The organism is Pseudomonas sp. LBUM1640 (assembly GCF_059716225.1).
Window position 1 is genome coordinate 5896510 of record NZ_CP166816.1, and the last position, 15841, is coordinate 5912350.

13 protein-coding genes and 2 tRNA genes are annotated in these 15841 nt (G+C 57.6%); 1 reads left to right on the forward strand and 14 read right to left on the reverse strand.

The features are described from left to right. Window positions 1-102: 102 nt before the first annotated feature. The 11 genes from infB to rlmE all read right to left on the reverse strand — a co-directional run bounded on the left by infB (window position 103) and on the right by rlmE (window position 11250). Window positions 103-2628 (reverse strand): translation initiation factor IF-2, encoded by a 2526-nt coding sequence (infB, locus tag ACA065_RS26205; protein ID WP_497692129.1) that lies wholly within the window; start codon window positions 2626-2628, stop codon window positions 103-105. Window positions 2629-2655: 27 nt separating this feature from the next. Further along, window positions 2656-4137: a transcription termination factor NusA gene (nusA, locus tag ACA065_RS26210; protein WP_078739144.1), complete on the reverse strand. Its 1482-nt coding sequence runs from the start codon at window positions 4135-4137 to the stop codon at window positions 2656-2658. Window positions 4138-4184: 47 nt separating this feature from the next. Then, the gene (rimP, locus tag ACA065_RS26215) at window positions 4185-4643 is read right to left on the reverse strand and encodes a ribosome maturation factor RimP (RefSeq protein ID WP_034117933.1); all 459 of its coding nucleotides are present in this window, start codon (window positions 4641-4643) and stop codon (window positions 4185-4187) included. A gap of 140 nt (window positions 4644-4783) precedes the next feature. Then, a tRNA-Met gene (locus ACA065_RS26220) sits at window positions 4784-4860 on the reverse strand. Window positions 4861-4956: 96 nt separating this feature from the next. Next, window positions 4957-5042: transfer RNA gene (locus ACA065_RS26225), tRNA-Leu, on the reverse strand. 22 nt (window positions 5043-5064) lie between these two features. Next, complete coding sequence (gene secG / locus ACA065_RS26230; protein ID WP_083356723.1) at window positions 5065-5448, reverse strand: preprotein translocase subunit SecG; 384 nt, start codon at window positions 5446-5448, stop codon at window positions 5065-5067. Window positions 5449-5452: 4 nt separating this feature from the next. Further along, complete coding sequence (gene tpiA, locus ACA065_RS26235) at window positions 5453-6208, reverse strand: triose-phosphate isomerase (protein WP_497692130.1); 756 nt, start codon at window positions 6206-6208, stop codon at window positions 5453-5455. Window positions 6209-6274: 66 nt separating this feature from the next. Then, window positions 6275-7612 (reverse strand): phosphoglucosamine mutase, encoded by a 1338-nt coding sequence (glmM, locus tag ACA065_RS26240; protein ID WP_497692131.1) that lies wholly within the window; start codon window positions 7610-7612, stop codon window positions 6275-6277. A gap of 16 nt (window positions 7613-7628) precedes the next feature. Further along, a complete protein-coding gene (folP, locus tag ACA065_RS26245) occupies window positions 7629-8480 on the reverse strand; it encodes a dihydropteroate synthase (RefSeq protein WP_497692132.1) in 852 nt (283 codons plus the stop codon). 8 nt (window positions 8481-8488) lie between these two features. Continuing rightward, window positions 8489-10399, reverse strand: coding sequence for an ATP-dependent zinc metalloprotease FtsH (gene ftsH, locus ACA065_RS26250; RefSeq protein WP_497692133.1), 1911 nt, complete (start codon window positions 10397-10399; stop codon window positions 8489-8491). A 200-nt stretch (window positions 10400-10599) separates the two neighbouring features. Then, complete coding sequence (gene rlmE, locus ACA065_RS26255; protein WP_065892263.1) at window positions 10600-11250, reverse strand: 23S rRNA (uridine(2552)-2'-O)-methyltransferase RlmE; 651 nt, start codon at window positions 11248-11250, stop codon at window positions 10600-10602. A gap of 106 nt (window positions 11251-11356) precedes the next feature. Between rlmE and ACA065_RS26260 the strand changes: the two genes are divergently transcribed. Further along, the gene (locus ACA065_RS26260) at window positions 11357-11665 is read left to right on the forward strand and encodes a YhbY family RNA-binding protein (RefSeq protein WP_017139256.1); all 309 of its coding nucleotides are present in this window, start codon (window positions 11357-11359) and stop codon (window positions 11663-11665) included. Window positions 11666-11673: 8 nt separating this feature from the next. Here the strand turns inward: ACA065_RS26260 and ACA065_RS26265 are convergent, their stop codons facing one another. The 3 genes from ACA065_RS26265 to carB are packed head-to-tail and all read right to left on the reverse strand — an operon-like array spanning window position 11674 to window position 15801. After that, window positions 11674-12078, reverse strand: coding sequence for an MFS transporter (locus tag ACA065_RS26265; RefSeq protein ID WP_497692134.1), 405 nt, complete (start codon window positions 12076-12078; stop codon window positions 11674-11676). 28 nt (window positions 12079-12106) lie between these two features. Further along, window positions 12107-12583, reverse strand: coding sequence for a transcription elongation factor GreA (gene greA, locus ACA065_RS26270; protein ID WP_497692135.1), 477 nt, complete (start codon window positions 12581-12583; stop codon window positions 12107-12109). Beyond that, window positions 12580-15801, reverse strand: coding sequence for a carbamoyl-phosphate synthase large subunit (gene carB / locus ACA065_RS26275; RefSeq protein WP_094951707.1), 3222 nt, complete (start codon window positions 15799-15801; stop codon window positions 12580-12582). The genes greA and carB overlap by 4 nt, the downstream gene beginning before the upstream one ends. Between the last annotated feature and the right edge of the window lie 40 nt (window positions 15802-15841).

Consider the following 15841-nt stretch of genomic DNA (forward strand, 5'->3'; position numbering starts at 1 on the left):
GCCCGGCCTGACAAAAGCCAGACCGGGCGTTGCGTTTAGAGTCCGTACGCTACGCGGGGCATTTGCATGCCCACACGTTGCGTGGCTCCGGAAGTGCGCGAGTTAGAGGCTGCGAGCAACCTGAACCTTCTCGTAGACTTCGATCTTGTCGCCAGCCTTGACGTCGTTGTAGCTCTTGACGCCGATACCGCATTCCATGCCGGCACGTACTTCAGAAGCGTCATCCTTGAAGCGGCGCAGGGATTCCAGCTCGCCTTCGAAGATAACGATGTCTTCACGCAGTACACGGATTGGACGGTTACGGTGCACAACACCTTCGATAACCATGCAACCGGCGATCGCGCCGAATTTCGGCGAACGGAACACGTCACGCACCTCGGCAACACCCAGGATGTTCTCCCGGACGTCACTGCCAAGCATGCCGGTGAGGGCTTTCTTGACGTCTTCGATGATGTCGTAGATGACGTTGTAGTAACGCATGTCCAGGCCTTCCTGCTCGACGATCTTGCGAGCGCCAGCATCGGCACGCACGTTGAAGCCGAACAGTACAGCGTTGGAAGCCAGTGCCAGGTTGGCGTCGGACTCGGTGATACCACCGACACCGCCACCGACAACACGCACTTGCACTTCGTCGTTACCCAGGCCATTCAAGGCGCCGTTCAACGCTTCGAGGGAACCACGGACGTCAGATTTGAGGACGATGTTGAGCGTCTTCTTCTCTGCCTGGCCCATGTTCTCGAAGATGTTCTCCAGCTTGCCGGCGTGAGCGCGAGCCAGTTTGACTTCGCGGAACTTGCCTTGACGGAACAGAGCCACTTCACGGGCTTTCTTCTCGTCGGCAACCACGCTCATCTCGTCGCCAGCGTCCGGAGTACCGTCCAGGCCGAGAATCTCGACAGGGATGGAAGGACCGGCTTCTTTGATTGGCTTGCCGTTCTCGTCGAGCATGGCACGTACACGGCCGTAGTTCGAACCGACCAGCACCATGTCGCCTTGGCGCAGGGTACCGTCTTGAACCAGAACGGTTGCAACCGGGCCACGACCTTTGTCGAGACGCGATTCAACCACAACACCGCGACCTGGGGCCGATGGCGTTGCTTTCAGTTCGAGTACTTCAGCTTGCAGCAGGACCGCTTCGAGCAGTTCGTCTACACCGGTACCGACTTTCGCCGAAACCGAAACGAATGGCGTATCACCGCCCCACTCTTCGGAAGTCACGCCGTGAACCGACAGTTCGCTACGGATGCGATCAAGATCGGCGCCCGGCTTGTCGATTTTGTTCACTGCGACAACCAGTGGAACACCAGCGGCCTTGGCGTGCTGGACAGCTTCAATGGTCTGCGGCATCACGCCGTCGTCCGCTGCAACTACCAGGATCACGATATCGGTCGCCTTGGCACCACGGGCACGCATTGCGGTAAACGCGGCGTGACCAGGGGTGTCGAGGAAGGTGACCATGCCGCGTTCGGTTTCAACGTGGTAGGCACCAATGTGCTGGGTGATACCGCCAGCTTCGCCAGCAGCTACCTTGGCACGACGGATATAGTCGAGCAGGGAAGTCTTACCATGGTCAACGTGGCCCATTACGGTCACGACTGGCGCACGGGAGAAGGTTTCACCTTCAAACTTCAGGGACTCGGCCAGGGAATCTTCCAAGGCAGTGTCGCTGACCAGGGTCACTTTATGGCCCAGTTCTTCAGCAACAAGTTGAGCAGTTTCCTGATCAAGTACCTGGTTGATGGTCGCTGGAGTACCCAGTTTGAACATGAACTTGATGATTTCAGCAGCCTTGACCGACATCTGATTAGCGAGATCGCCAACAGAAATGGTCTCGCCGATCTGCACATCACGCACGACAGGGCCGGTTGGGCTCTGGAAACCGTGGGCGTTGCGCTTTTTCAGCTTGGCCTTGCCGCGACCACCACGACGGAAGCCATCGCTTTCTTCGTCGGTAGTACGTGGAGCAACGCGTGGAGCAGGCGCTTTCTCTTTGACCGAGGCACGATGTGGAGCGTTTTTACGCTCGCCATCGCCACCACCACCGCGACGATTGTTATCGTCGGCACGTGGTTTGTCCGGACGACGAGGTTCGTCGCGCTTGCGAGCGTCTGCTGCAGGAGCAGGTGCAGCGGCAACCGGAGCGGCCTCACGCACAGCTTCAACAGGCGCTACAGGAGCGGCGACCGCTTCAGTACCAGCAGGTTGCGCAGCAGCAGGCTGGCGACGCGCTTCTTCTTCGGCGCGACGCTTGGCTTCTTCTTCAGCCTTCTGACGAGCAGCATTATCTACTGCGCGACGTTCATCCAGTTCGCGTTTGCGCTCGGCTTCGATTTCTTCCGGGCTGCGCTGTACGAAGACTTTCTTCTTACGTACTTCAACGCTGATGCTCTTGCTACCAGCAACACGCAGGGTGCTGGTGGTTTTGCGCTGCAATGTAATCTTGCGCGGTTCTTCCACTTTCGCCTTGTGGCTGCTCTTCAAGTGAGTCAGCAACGACTGCTTCTCACTGTCGCTCACACCTTCATCGGCGGCGGTGTGCGGCAGACCTGCCTCACGCATCTGCTGCAACAGGCGCTCCACCGGTGTTTTGACCTCATCGGCCAGTTGTTTCACCGTGACTTGCGTCATGCACTTCTCTCCTCAGGCCGCGCCTAGTTACTCGAACCAATGGGCTCGGGCGGCCATGATCAACTTGCCGGCACGATCATCGTCAATGCCGTCGATGTCGAGCAGATCGTCAATAGACTGCTCGGCCAGGTCTTCGCGGGTAATTACGCCGCGCACCGCCAGTTCCATCGCCAAATCCTTGTCCATACCCTCAAGCGAGAGCAGGTCTTCGGCCGGATGGGCGTCTGCCAGCTTTTCCTCAGTAGCGATGGCTTTAGTCAACAAACGATCCTTGGCCCGAGCGCGAAGCTCGTTGACGGTGTCTTCGTCAAAGCCGTCGATGTTGAGCATTTCTTCCAACGGTACGTAGGCAATCTCTTCCAGGCTGGTGAAGCCTTCATCTACCAGCACCTGTGCCAGGTCTTCGTCGACTTCCAGCTCGTCGATGAAGTTGCGCAGGATGTCACCGGTTTCAGCTTGCTGCTTAGCCTGGATGTCCGATTCGGTCATCACGTTCAGGGTCCAACCGGTCAGTTGGCTGGCCAGACGCACGTTCTGACCACCACGACCAATGGCCTGAGCCAGATTGTCTGCGCCAACGGCGATGTCCATTGCATGGGCATCTTCGTCAACGATAATTGCCGCCACTTCAGCCGGCGACATGGCGTTGATCACGAACTGCGCCGGGTTATCGTCCCACAGGACGATGTCCACACGCTCACCGCCCAACTCGCCCGACACTGCCTGGACGCGCGAACCGCGCATACCAATGCAAGCGCCCTGCGGGTCGATGCGTTTGTCCTTGGAGCGGACCGCGATCTTGGCGCGCGAACCCGGGTCGCGGGACGCTGCCATGACTTCGATCAGGCCTTCGGCGATTTCCGGCACTTCGATACGGAACAGCTCGATCAGCATTTCCGGCGCGGTACGCGACAGGATCAACTGTGGGCCACGGTTCTCGGTGCGGATTTCCTTGAGCAGCGCACGCAGACGCACGCCAACACGGAAGGTTTCGCGAGAGATGATGTCTTCGCGTGCCAGCAACGCTTCAGCGTTGTTGCCCAGGTCGACGATCACGTTATCGCGGGTAACTTTTTTCACGGTGCCGGAGATGATTTCACCCAGGCGCTCGCGATAAGCGTCAACGACTTGAGCGCGCTCGGCTTCGCGAACCTTCTGCACAATGACCTGCTTGGCAGTCTGTGCAGCAATACGGCCGAATTCGATCGACTCGATCTTTTCTTCGACGACATCACCGACATTGGCGCCAGGGTGCGTTTCGGCAACCTTGCTCGGCCAAGTTTCGATGGCCGGATCATCAAGATCGGCTTCTTCGACGACCGTCCAGCGACGGAAAGTCTCATAGGCACCGGTGTGGCGGTTGATTTCCACACGCAGATCAACTTCGTCTTCAAAACGCTTTTTGGTAGCCGTGGCCAAGGCCAGCTCCAGCGCTTCAAAAATCACGTTTGCCGGTACGCCCTTTTCATTGGATACCGACTCAACAACCAGCAGTACTTCTTTGCTCATCGTACGCCTCGCCTTTCGCAAGCCATTGGATCCGCGGGATCCGCGTCTCAGTCAAAACTGGGAATAATGTTGGCCTTGTCGATCATATCGATCGGCAACAGGAACTCATGGTCTTCTACCTGCACCACGACATCCTGTTCTTCTACACCGCGCAGAAGGCCCTGAAAGTTGCGTCGCCCTTCAAAAGGGGAGCGCAGCTTGATCTTCACTTGTTCACCGGCAAATTTTGCAAACTGATCAATAGTGAACAGTGGGCGTTCCATGCCAGGCGAGGAAACTTCGAGGGTGTATTCAACGGCGATTGGATCTTCAACATCCAGCACACCGCTGATCTGACGGCTGACAATGGCACAATCGTCCACCAGCACGCCGCCCTCTTTATCGATATAAACGCGCAACATTGAGTGGCGACCTTGAGCCGAAAACTCAATACCCCAGCATTCATAGCCTAGGGCCACGATCACCGGGGCCAACAAGGCCTGCAACTCTTCTAGCTTGCTCGACACCTGAACCCCCTCGTGCATGTATGTGCATGCTGTGCAAAATAAAAAAATGGGCGAAACGCCCATCCTTGAAACGCCGTCGAACAGCGGCGTTGAAAGTGTCCAGCTAACAAAAAGCCCCTTAAAAGGGGCTCCGCTAAAACTGGTTGCGGGGGCCGGATTTGAACCGACGACCTTCGGGTTATGAGCCCGACGAGCTACCAGACTGCTCCACCCCGCGACAAAGCTGGGGCGGAAGTATACGACCGATCCCTTACAGGGTCAATGTAACCTTCCACCTACAAGAAAGCCCGCAACAGCGGGCTCTCCTGATAATTGGTACCGAGAAGGGGACTCGAACCCCTACACCCTATGGGCACAACCACCTCAAGGTTGCGTGTCTACCAATTCCACCACCTCGGCAATACAACGCTTACAACTCTTCTTACTTCTGCTCTTGAGCTGGAGGTACGTCAGTCGCTGGAGTAGCCGACTTTTGCTCTTGAAGCACCGGTACATCATCAGAAGCCGGTTTTGCTTTTGGTACTTCCAACACTGCTGGGTTTGGGAGACCTACTTGAGTCAGCACATGAGCTTTCTCTTTAGCATAGTAACCTAACCCCAAGCTGGTTATGAAGAAACCGGCGGCAAGTATAGCAGTAAACTTACTAAGAAAGGTAGAGGAACCTTGGCTTCCGAACACAGTATTTGAAGCACCTGCACCGAAAGACGCACCAGCATCCGCACCTTTACCCTGTTGCAACAAAACCAGGGCAATTACGCCCAGGGCAGCCAACAGATGAAAAACGACTACGACTGTTTCCAGCATTTTTTCAGTTTCCCGCGGCGCGACAGATCGCACCGAACTCATCTGCATTCAGGGAAGCTCCACCAATGAGCCCCCCATCGATATCCGGCATGCCGAACAGTTCGACCGCATTGGCCGCCTTCACGCTGCCGCCGTATAGAAGCCGCACACCTTGTGCGATTTCAGAATTCTCTGCCGCCAACTGCGCGCGGATGGCTGCGTGCACATCCTGCGCCTGTTGCGGTGTAGCAGTCAGCCCGGTACCAATGGCCCAGACCGGCTCGTAAGCAATTACTGCCTTTGCAAATGCACCAACACCCAGCTCCTCGATGATGCTGCCCAGCTGACGCGAGACAACTTCAAGAGTCTTGCCCGATTCACGCTGCTCAAGGGTCTCCCCTATGCACAACACTGGAATCAAGCCACAAGCCTGTGCCGCTGCGAACTTGCGATTGAGTGTCCCATCACGCTCGCCCATCATCTGACGGCGCTCGGAGTGCCCGACAAGCACATAGGAACAACCCGCATCGACCAGCTGACTCGGCGAAATCTCACCGGTCAACGCACCTTGCATGGGCTCCACCGCAGAATTCTGCGCGCCGACCTGAATCGACTTACCTTTCAAGCCATCAACAACCTGGTTGATATGCAAGCAAGGCGGGAAAACCGCGACATCAACACCGCCAGGCAAGGCCAAGTGACGAAGGCCATTGATCAGCTCAGCGACACTGGCGCGGGTACCGTGCATCTTCCAGTTACCAGCTACCATAGTGCGACGCATGCTGTACCTCGTCGGTCAAAGTGGGCGCAGATGTTACCCAACCACATCATCACTGGCAAGCCGAATTCAGGCGCAAATTTCAGTTACCAGTTTTGCCAGGTCTTCGGCATGCCCGCGAACCTGCGCTTCGTCTTCACCTTCGACCATGACGCGCACCAGAGGCTCTGTGCCGGACTTGCGCAACAACACGCGCCCACGGCCCGCCATTGCGAGGGTTACGCGCTCGCAGGCGTCTTTGACAGCAGGGTGCTCGATCGGGTTTTCGCCACCGCCAAAACGCACATTGAGCAGAACCTGCGGGCACTTACGCAGAGCTTGGCGCGCCTGAGCGAGACTCTCTTCGCGACGACGCAAGGACAACAACACCTGCAACGCAGCGATAATCGCATCGCCAGTAGTGGTGTGCTGGAAGCAGACAACATGCCCGGAGTTCTCACCACCCACCTGCCAGTTGCGCTCCAGCAGCTCGGCGATCACATAGCGGTCACCGACATTGGCGCGAACAAAAGGGATCCCCAGCTCCGCCAGAGCCAGCTCAAGCCCAAGATTGCTCATCAGCGTGCCGACGACACCACCTTGCAGTTTGTTACGTTCATGCAGGTCGCGGGCAATGATGAACAGCAGGTCATCGCCATCAACCACAGTACCGGTGTGATCCACCATCAACACGCGATCACCGTCGCCATCAAAGGCGATACCCAGGTCGGCATGCTCAGCCAGAACCGCTGCCTGCAGCTGCTCCATATGGGTGGAGCCGCAGTTTTCGTTGATATTCAAGCCATTCGGCTGAGCCGACAGCACCGTCACGTCCGCACCCAGCTCTTTGAATACACTCGGCGCGACCTTGTAGGTAGCGCCGTGAGCACAGTCGACAACGATCTTCAGCCCGGCAAAATTGGTGCTGGTCGGCACGCTGCTCTTGCAGAACTCGATGTAACGGCCAGACGCGTCGTTGATGCGCGACACCTTGCCCAGCTTGCTGGACTCGACCACCGTCATCGGTGCATCCAGCAGCTCTTCAATCATCAGCTCGATCTCGTCCGGCAGCTTGGTGCCCTGGCCCGAGAAGAACTTGATACCGTTGTCATCATGGGGATTGTGCGAGGCGCTGATTACGATACCGGCTTCAGCGTGAAAGGTACGCGTCAGGTAAGCGATTGCAGGCGTCGGCATTGGACCCAACAACATCACATCGGCACCAGCGGCGGACAAACCTGCCTCCAGCGCCGACTCAAACATATAACCCGAAATGCGGGTGTCCTTGCCCACCAGGATGCGGCACGCGCCCATGCTGCGGAACGCCATACCTGCCGCCCAACCCAGCTTGAGCATGAAGTCAGGAGTAATCGGGAATTCGCCGACCCGACCACGAATACCGTCGGTGCCAAAATATTTTTTAGTCATAAGTGCTCCATCATTCTTATTCGGCTGATTCTACAGCAGCAATCATACGCACCACATCGACCGTCTCGGCGACGTCATGCACACGCAAAATACGCGCACCCTTGGTCACGGCAAGCGCCGCAAGTGCCAGACCACCGTAAAGCCGGTCGCCTACGGGACGATTCAAAGCCAGCCCTATCATGCTCTTGCGCGAAACGCCGACCAACAGGGGCCGACCAAGGGCGTGCAAGGATTCCATGTGCTTGAAGAGGCTCAGATTGTGCTGAAGGGTCTTGGCAAAACCAAACCCTGGATCAAGGACAATCTTTTCTGCAGCAATTCCCGCCACCGCGCACTGAGCGATCCTCTCTGCAAGGAACCCACTCACTTCGCCAACGAGGTCATCGTAGCGCGGGCTGTCCTGCATATTGCCGGGCTCTCCGAGCATATGCATCAAACACACCGGCAGACCGGTTGCGGCCGCGGCATCCAGGGCGCCATCGCGCTGAAGGGAACGCACATCGTTGATCAGCCCCGCCCCCAGGCGTGCTGTTTCGCGCATAACGGCTGGGGTCGACGTATCAACCGAGATGATCACATCCAATTCACGAGCGATACGCTCGACAATCGGGGCTACGCGCTCCAGCTCCTCCAAGGGAGAAACCACGCGAGCGCCAGGGCGAGTCGACTCGCCGCCGACATCAATCAACGTCGCGCCAGCCAATACCATCGCCTCGGCATGGCGCAATGCAGCATCCAGCTGGCTGAAACGGCCACCATCGGAAAAGGAATCGGGGGTTACATTAAGAATGCCCATGACATGTGTATGGGCCAAATCAAGAACCCGGTTGCCGCAAGGCAACCGGGTTGAGGACAACGCAGAAGTCATTTCAAACCTTAGTGGTCAGCTGCCGGGCCGCCGATCGGGGTTTCAGGGCGTTCGTTCTGTACTACCGGCGGAGTTCCCGAAGTACCCGAACCACCTTCCCAATCGCGAGGCTCGCGCGGCGTACGGCCTGCCATGATGTCGTCGATCTGGTCGGCATCAATGGTTTCGTACTTCATCAGCGCATCAGCCATGGCATCCAACTTGTCACGGTTGTCGGTCAGGATCTGCTTGGCCGTGCCGTAGCACTGGTCAATGATGCTGCGCACTTCCGAGTCGATCAGCTTGGCTGTCTCACCGGAGAAACTCGCGGCTTGACCGCCACCGCCACGCCCCAGGAACACTTCGCCTTCTTCCTCGGCATACATCAATGGGCCGAGTTTTTCCGACAACCCCCACTTAGTCACCATGTTCCGTGCAATCTGGCTGGCACGCATGATGTCGTTGGACGCGCCGGTAGTCACACCGTCAAAGCCCAGGGTCATTTCTTCAGCAATCCGGCCACCGTAGAGCGAGCAGATCTGGCTGATCAACGCTCGCTTGGAGAGGCTGTAACGATCCTCTTCCGGCAGGAACATAGTGACACCCAATGCACGACCACGAGGAATGATCGACACTTTGTAGACCGGGTCATGCTCAGGCACAACGCGACCCACAATGGCGTGACCGGCTTCGTGATAAGCAGTGTTCTGCTTCTCTTTCTCGGACATGACCATGGATTTGCGCTCAGCGCCCATCATGATTTTGTCTTTCGCGAGTTCGAACTCTTTCATTTCAACGATGCGTTTGCCAGTACGAGCAGCGAACAGCGACGCCTCGTTCACCAGGTTGGCAAGGTCGGCACCGGAGAAACCTGGAGTACCGCGGGCAATCACGGCCGGAGCCACGTCGTCGCCCATTGGCACTTTGCGCATGTGCACTTTCAAAATCTGTTCGCGACCACGGATGTCCGGCAAGCCAACCACAACCTGACGGTCGAAACGGCCTGGACGCAGCAGCGCAGGGTCCAGGACGTCCGGACGGTTAGTCGCAGCAATGACGATGATGCCGTCATTCATTTCGAAGCCGTCCATCTCCACCAGCAACTGGTTGAGAGTCTGCTCACGCTCATCGTGACCACCGCCCATGCCGGCACCACGATGGCGACCAACGGCGTCGATTTCGTCGATGAAGATGATGCATGGCGCGTGTTTCTTGGCCTGTTCGAACATATCGCGAACGCGGCTGGCACCGACACCGACGAACATCTCGACGAAGTCAGAACCGGAAATGGTGAAGAAAGGTACTTTGGCTTCGCCTGCAATGGCCTTGGCCAGCAAGGTTTTACCCGTACCCGGAGGACCGACCATCAGCACGCCGCGAGGAATGCGGCCGCCCAGGCGCTGGAACTTGCCCGGATCGCGCAGGAACTCGACCAGCTCGCCGACTTCTTCCTTGGCTTCGTCGCAACCGGCGACGTCAGCCAGAGTGGTCTTCACCTGATCTTCGGAGAGCAGGCGTGCCTTGCTCTTGCCGAAGCTCATCGGCCCGCCCTTGCCTCCCGCACCACCTTGCATCTGTCGCATGAAGAACATGAACACGGCGATAATCACCAGGATCGGGAAGCTGGCCACCAGGAGTTGAGTCCAGATGCTCTGCTGCTCAGGCTGCTTGCCTTCAACGACCACGTGGTTATCCACCAGGTCGCCGATCAGACCGTTGTCCTGGATTGCCGGACGAATGGTCTTGAAGCTGTCGCCATCGTTGCGCTTGCCGGTGATCACGTAGCCATCAACCGCTACGCGCTCGACCTTGCCATCCTTAACTTGCTGGATGAAGTCGGAATAGTTGAGGGTCTGCGGCTCGTTAGGGCTGGAGAAGTTGTTCATCACCGTCACCAGGACAGCCGCGATGATCAACCACAGGATCAGATTCTTTGCCATATCGTTCAATTAACTACCCTCTGAAGCAAGCTCCGCTACTGGCGCGCGCTTCGCATGATATTCACCGGCCTAACTTACTACATTACCTACAACTCTGGCAGGCGCCGTCTGTAACCCTTTGTGAAACTTTGACTACACAATATTCGTAAAGCTTCGTGACGAAAGCGATATAAAAAAACCTATCGCCCTCCTCCAATTCCTCAAAAACGCTCTTCGCTCGCCGCGCCTTCAACACCGCGGAAGCCGCGGCACAGCAGGTACTGCTCTCGAGACCGATCTCGCGAGGAGTCAGGTTTGCGCGTCTGTACCTTGTCGAACAACTTGCGGATGTTCTTGTGGTACTCGTCAAAACCTTCGCCCTGGAAGACTTTCACCAGGAAATCACCGCCAGGACGCAATACCCGACCCGCCAAGTCCAGCGCCAGTTCACAAAGGAACATCGCACGCGGCATATCGACGGCCGGTAATCCACTCATATTGGGGGCCATGTCGGAAATCACAAGGTCTACCTGCGAATTTCCCACAGCCTCAAGGATCTCTGCGAGCACCGTGTCCTGAGTGAAGTCACCATGAACAAAGGTCACATCAGGGATGCTGTCCATTTCCAGGATGTCGGAAGCGATCAAGCGACCCTGCCCACCAATCAGACGACTGGTCACTTGGGACCAGCCACCGGGGGCCGCGCCAAGGTCAATAACGCTCATGCCCGGACGGATCAATTTGTCCTTGTCCTGGATCTCCAACAGCTTGTAGCTGGCCCGCGAACGGTAGCCGTCCTTCTGCGCCTTTTTGACGTAAGGATCGTTGAAATGCTCTTGCAGCCACTTAAGGCTTGTTTTGGAACGGGCCACGGGCCACCTCGAAAAATAAAACGGGTCGTGATTAACTGGGCGGTCCCGGACTCGCTCGGGTAAACTGGCCGCCGCTTTTTACAAGATCAGACGCAGGGGTCAGATTATGCCGCTCACTCAAGAGCAGAAGAAACAGTACAAATCCATTGGCCACCATCTGAAACCAGTTCTGATTGTGGCAGACAACGGTTTGACTGAAGGTGTGCTAGCCGAACTTGAACGCGCATTGGGCGATCACGAACTGATCAAGATCAAGGTCAACATCCTTGACCGCGAAGCGCGTTTGGCCGCCATTGCAGAACTGTGCAAGGTCGGCAAAGCGGATCTGGTTCAGGTCATCGGCAAGATGGCGCTGCTGTATCGCAAGAACTTCAGCGTCAACAAGCAACTGTCGAACGTACACCGCTTCAAGTAACAAAAGGGTCACGGGCGTGCTTCGCGCGCCCCGCCACTCCATCCCGGCGCAGGCTGCATCACCAGCACCAGGCCGGAGAACCCTAGCACAAGATAGCTGAATAGCTGCCAGCGCAACGCTTCCGGCAGCCACACATGCACCACGCAAAACATTGCGCATGCATACAGCGCCATCAACAGCAGTTGGCCGCGAATATCCCGCCACAAACTCCCCAAGCCTTCGGCCTTGACCAGCACCAGCACCTGGAGCGTCACGCACGCCGCCGCAAAACCCACCAGCAGCGCACTGAGCAATCCGTCGATCTCATCGATCAGTAACGGCGCCAGACCAATCAGGCCCAGCGTCGGCAATATACCAATGTGCAGCAACCACACGCCGCCCACCCAAAGCATCTGGGCAAGCTGCCAAAGCATGGCGCCCGCACGAAGCGGGCGCCGTCTTTCAGATGTGACGAACTTCAACAATCTCGTACTCGATTACGCCGCCAGGCGTCTTCACCGCCACCACATCACCCTCTTCCTTGGCAATCAAGGCACGAGCGAGGGGTGAGCCAACAGAGATTTTGCCGAGTTTGAAGTCGGCCTCGTCTTCACCGACGATGTGGTAAACAACGCGCTCATCCGTCTCAACGTTGGCGATTTCGACGGTAGTGCCGAAAATCACTTTGCCGGTATGCGGGATGGTCGTGACGTCGATGATCACCGCATTCTGCATACGGCCTTCGATGTCACGGATCCGCGCCTCGACCATACCCTGCTGCTCGCGAGCAGCGTGGTATTCGGCGTTTTCCTTCAAGTCACCCAGCTCGCGGGCCGTACCGATGTCCTGGCTCAGCTTCGGACGGATGACCTTAGTCAGATGGGCGTGTTCCTCTTCCAGGGCCTTGGCGCCCTGGACGGTCATTGGGTATTTGGTCATGCCTTCAATCCTGCGTGTAGATCCTGCAAGCGACGCACGGTCTTTTCCGGACCGAACTTGAGCGCTTCGCAGATGGCTTCGCCAGCAGCAATGGTAGTGGTGCAGTAGATCTTGTGCTGCAAGGCATTTCGACGAATGGAGTAGGAGTCCGCGATCGACTGGCGACCTTCGGTGGTGTTGATGATCAGCGTGACTTCGTCATTCTTGATCATGTCGACCACGTGTGGACGGCCTTCCGTCACCTTGTTCACGCGACGCACCTTCAGGCCGGCAGCTTCGATCAGCTTGGCGGTCCCGGCGGTGGCCACGACTTCAAAGCCCAAGTTGATCAGATCACGGGCTACGCCTGCAACCAGTGGCTTGTCATCATCACGCACGCTGATAAACGCAGTACCGCCGGTCGGCAGCACTTCGCTGGCACCCATCTGGGCTTTGGCGAACGCTTCACCGAAGGTATCGCCCACGCCCATCACTTCACCGGTGGACTTCATCTCTGGGCCCAGGATCGGGTCCACACCAGGGAATTTGGCGAATGGGAACACCGCCTCTTTCACGCTGTAGAAGTTCGGAATGATTTCCTTGGTGAAGCCGATTTCCTTCAGGGTCTTACCGGCCATCACACGGGCAGCGATCATCGCCAGGGACACACCGATGCACTTGGAAACAAATGGCACGGTACGCGAAGCACGCGGGTTGACCTCAATGACGTAGATGTCTTCGCCTTGCAGCGCCAACTGAACGTTCATCAGGCCGACAACGCCCAACTCCAGGGCCATTTTCTTGACCTGTTCGCGCATCTCGTCCTGGATGTGCGCCGGCAGCGAGTACGGCGGCAGCGAGCACGCGGAGTCACCGGAGTGAACGCCCGCCTGTTCGATGTGCTGCATGATCGCGCCGATCACTACGTCAGTGCCGTCGCAGACAGCATCCACGTCCATTTCGATGGCGCAGTTGAGGAAGTGGTCCAGCAGCACTGGGCTGTCGTTGGACACTTTCACTGCATCACGCAGGTAACGCTTGAGCTCTTCTTCTTCGTAGACGATTTCCATCGCACGGCCGCCCAGTACGTAGGACGGACGCACCACCAGCGGGTAACCGATCTTGCTGGCTGCACGGATGGCTTCGTCTTCGCTGCGCACGGTGGCGTTCGGCGGCTGACGCAGGTTCAGGCGCTCAACCATTTGCTGGAAGCGCTCACGGTCTTCGGCACGGTCGATGGCGTCCGGGCTGGTGCCGATGATCGGTACGCCGGCAGCTTCCAGGGCGCGAGCCAGTTTCAGCGGGGTTTGGCCGCCGTACTGGACAATCACGCCTTTCGGCTTCTCGACGCGACAGATTTCCAGCACGTCTTCGAGCGTTACCGGCTCGAAGTACAGACGGTCGGAAGTGTCGTAGTCGGTGGAGACGGTTTCCGGGTTGCAGTTGACCATGATGGTCTCGTACCCGTCTTCGCGCAGTGCGAGCGCGGCGTGTACGCAGCAGTAGTCGAACTCGATGCCCTGGCCGATACGGTTCGGACCGCCGCCCAGGATAATGATCTTGTCGCGGCCCGACGGCGCGGCTTCGCACTCTTCCTCGTAAGTGGAGTACAGGTACGCAGTGTCAGTGGCGAACTCGGCCGCGCAGGTGTCAACGCGCTTGTAGACCGGGAAGATATCCAGCTTGTGGCGATGGGTGCGCAGGTTCTTCTCGGTCACACCCAGCAGCTTGGCCAAGCGCATGTCGGAGAAACCTTTGCGCTTGAGGCGGAACATCAGGTCGCGGTCGATAGAGGACAGGCCGAGGGTCTTGACCTTCTCTTCTTCCTTGATCAGATCTTCGATCTGCACCAGGAACCAAGGGTCAATCATATTCATGCCGAAGATGTCTTCAACGGTCATGCCGGCACGGAATGCGTCAGCGACGTACCAGATGCGCTCGGCACCCGGTACGGTCAGCTCGCGCTTGAGTACGCTCATGCTTTCCGGGTTGCTCAGGTCAAGCTTCTCGTCCAGGCCGCAGACGCCCACTTCCAGGCCACGCAGAGCTTTCTGCAGGGACTCCTGGAAGGTCCGGCCGATGGCCATGACTTCACCGACCGACTTCATCTGAGTGGTCAGACGCGCGTCGGCTTTCGGAAATTTCTCGAAAGCAAAACGTGGCAGCTTGGTTACAACGTAGTCGATAGACGGCTCGAAGGACGCCGGCGTAGCGCCGCCAGTGATTTCGTTTTGCAGCTCGTCCAAGGTGTAACCGATCGCCAGCTTGGCAGCGATGCGCGCAATCGGGAAACCGGTAGCTTTCGATGCCAGCGCCGAGGAACGCGATACACGCGGGTTCATCTCGATCACGACCATACGACCGGTGTCCGGGCAAATACCGAACTGAACGTTGGAACCGCCGGTTTCAACGCCGATTTCACGCAGTACCGCCAACGAGGCGTTACGCATGATCTGGTATTCCTTGTCCGTCAGGGTCTGCGCCGGAGCAACGGTGATCGAGTCGCCGGTGTGCACACCCATCGGGTCGAAGTTTTCGATTGAGCAGACGATGATGCAGTTGTCCTTTTTATCGCGGACAACCTCCATCTCATATTCTTTCCAGCCGATCAGGGATTCGTCGATCAGCAGCTCTTTGGTCGGCGACAGGTCCAGGCCACGGGCGCAGATTTCTTCGAACTCTTCACGGTTGTAAGCGATACCGCCACCGGTGCCGCCCATGGTGAAGGACGGACGGATGATGCACGGGAAGCCCAGCTTTTCGAGAACCGCGTTGGCCTCTTCCATGCTGTGGGCGATACCGGAACGCGGGCAGTCAAGGCCGATGGATTTCATGGCTTTGTCGAAACGCGAACGGTCTTCCGCCTTGTCGATGGTATCGGCGTTGGCACCGATCATTTCTACGCCGAACTTTTCCAGGACGCCTTCGCGCTCCAGGTCCAGGGCGCAGTTCAGTGCAGTCTGGCCGCCCATGGTCGGCAGCAGTGCGTCCGGGCGCTCTTTCTCGATGATCTTGGCAACGGTCTGCCACTTGATCGGTTCGATGTAGGTGGCGTCGGCCATGTCCGGGTCGGTCATGATGGTGGCCGGGTTGGAGTTCACCAGGATGACGCGGTAACCCTCCTCGCGCAGGGCTTTACAGGCCTGGGCGCCGGAGTAGTCGAATTCACAGGCCTGGCCGATCACGATCGGGCCAGCGCCGAGAATCAGGATGCTTTTTATGTCTGTACGTTTTGGCATGGGTTTGTCACTCAAATCCGCAGGTCAGTCGGCAAGCCGT

What these genes read in the sequence shown, in the direction of transcription:
- infB (WP_497692129.1), bottom strand. Translation starts at nt 2,628, where the DNA reads ATGACGCAAGTCACGGTGAAACAACTGGCCGATGAGGTCAAAACACCG.
- nusA (WP_078739144.1), bottom strand. Translation starts at nt 4,137, where the DNA reads ATGAGCAAAGAAGTACTGCTGGTTGTTGAGTCGGTATCCAATGAAAAG.
- secG (WP_083356723.1), bottom strand. Translation starts at nt 5,448, where the DNA reads ATGCTGGAAACAGTCGTAGTCGTTTTTCATCTGTTGGCTGCCCTGGGC.
- tpiA (WP_497692130.1), bottom strand. Translation starts at nt 6,208, where the DNA reads ATGCGTCGCACTATGGTAGCTGGTAACTGGAAGATGCACGGTACCCGC.
- glmM (WP_497692131.1), bottom strand. Translation starts at nt 7,612, where the DNA reads ATGACTAAAAAATATTTTGGCACCGACGGTATTCGTGGTCGGGTCGGC.
- folP (WP_497692132.1), bottom strand. Translation starts at nt 8,480, where the DNA reads ATGACTTCTGCGTTGTCCTCAACCCGGTTGCCTTGCGGCAACCGGGTT.
- ftsH (WP_497692133.1), bottom strand. Translation starts at nt 10,399, where the DNA reads ATGGCAAAGAATCTGATCCTGTGGTTGATCATCGCGGCTGTCCTGGTG.
- ACA065_RS26260 (WP_017139256.1), top strand. Translation starts at nt 11,357, where the DNA reads ATGCCGCTCACTCAAGAGCAGAAGAAACAGTACAAATCCATTGGCCAC.
- ACA065_RS26265 (WP_497692134.1), bottom strand. Translation starts at nt 12,078, where the DNA reads ATGCTTTGGCAGCTTGCCCAGATGCTTTGGGTGGGCGGCGTGTGGTTG.
- greA (WP_497692135.1), bottom strand. Translation starts at nt 12,583, where the DNA reads ATGACCAAATACCCAATGACCGTCCAGGGCGCCAAGGCCCTGGAAGAG.
- carB (WP_094951707.1), bottom strand. Translation starts at nt 15,801, where the DNA reads ATGCCAAAACGTACAGACATAAAAAGCATCCTGATTCTCGGCGCTGGC.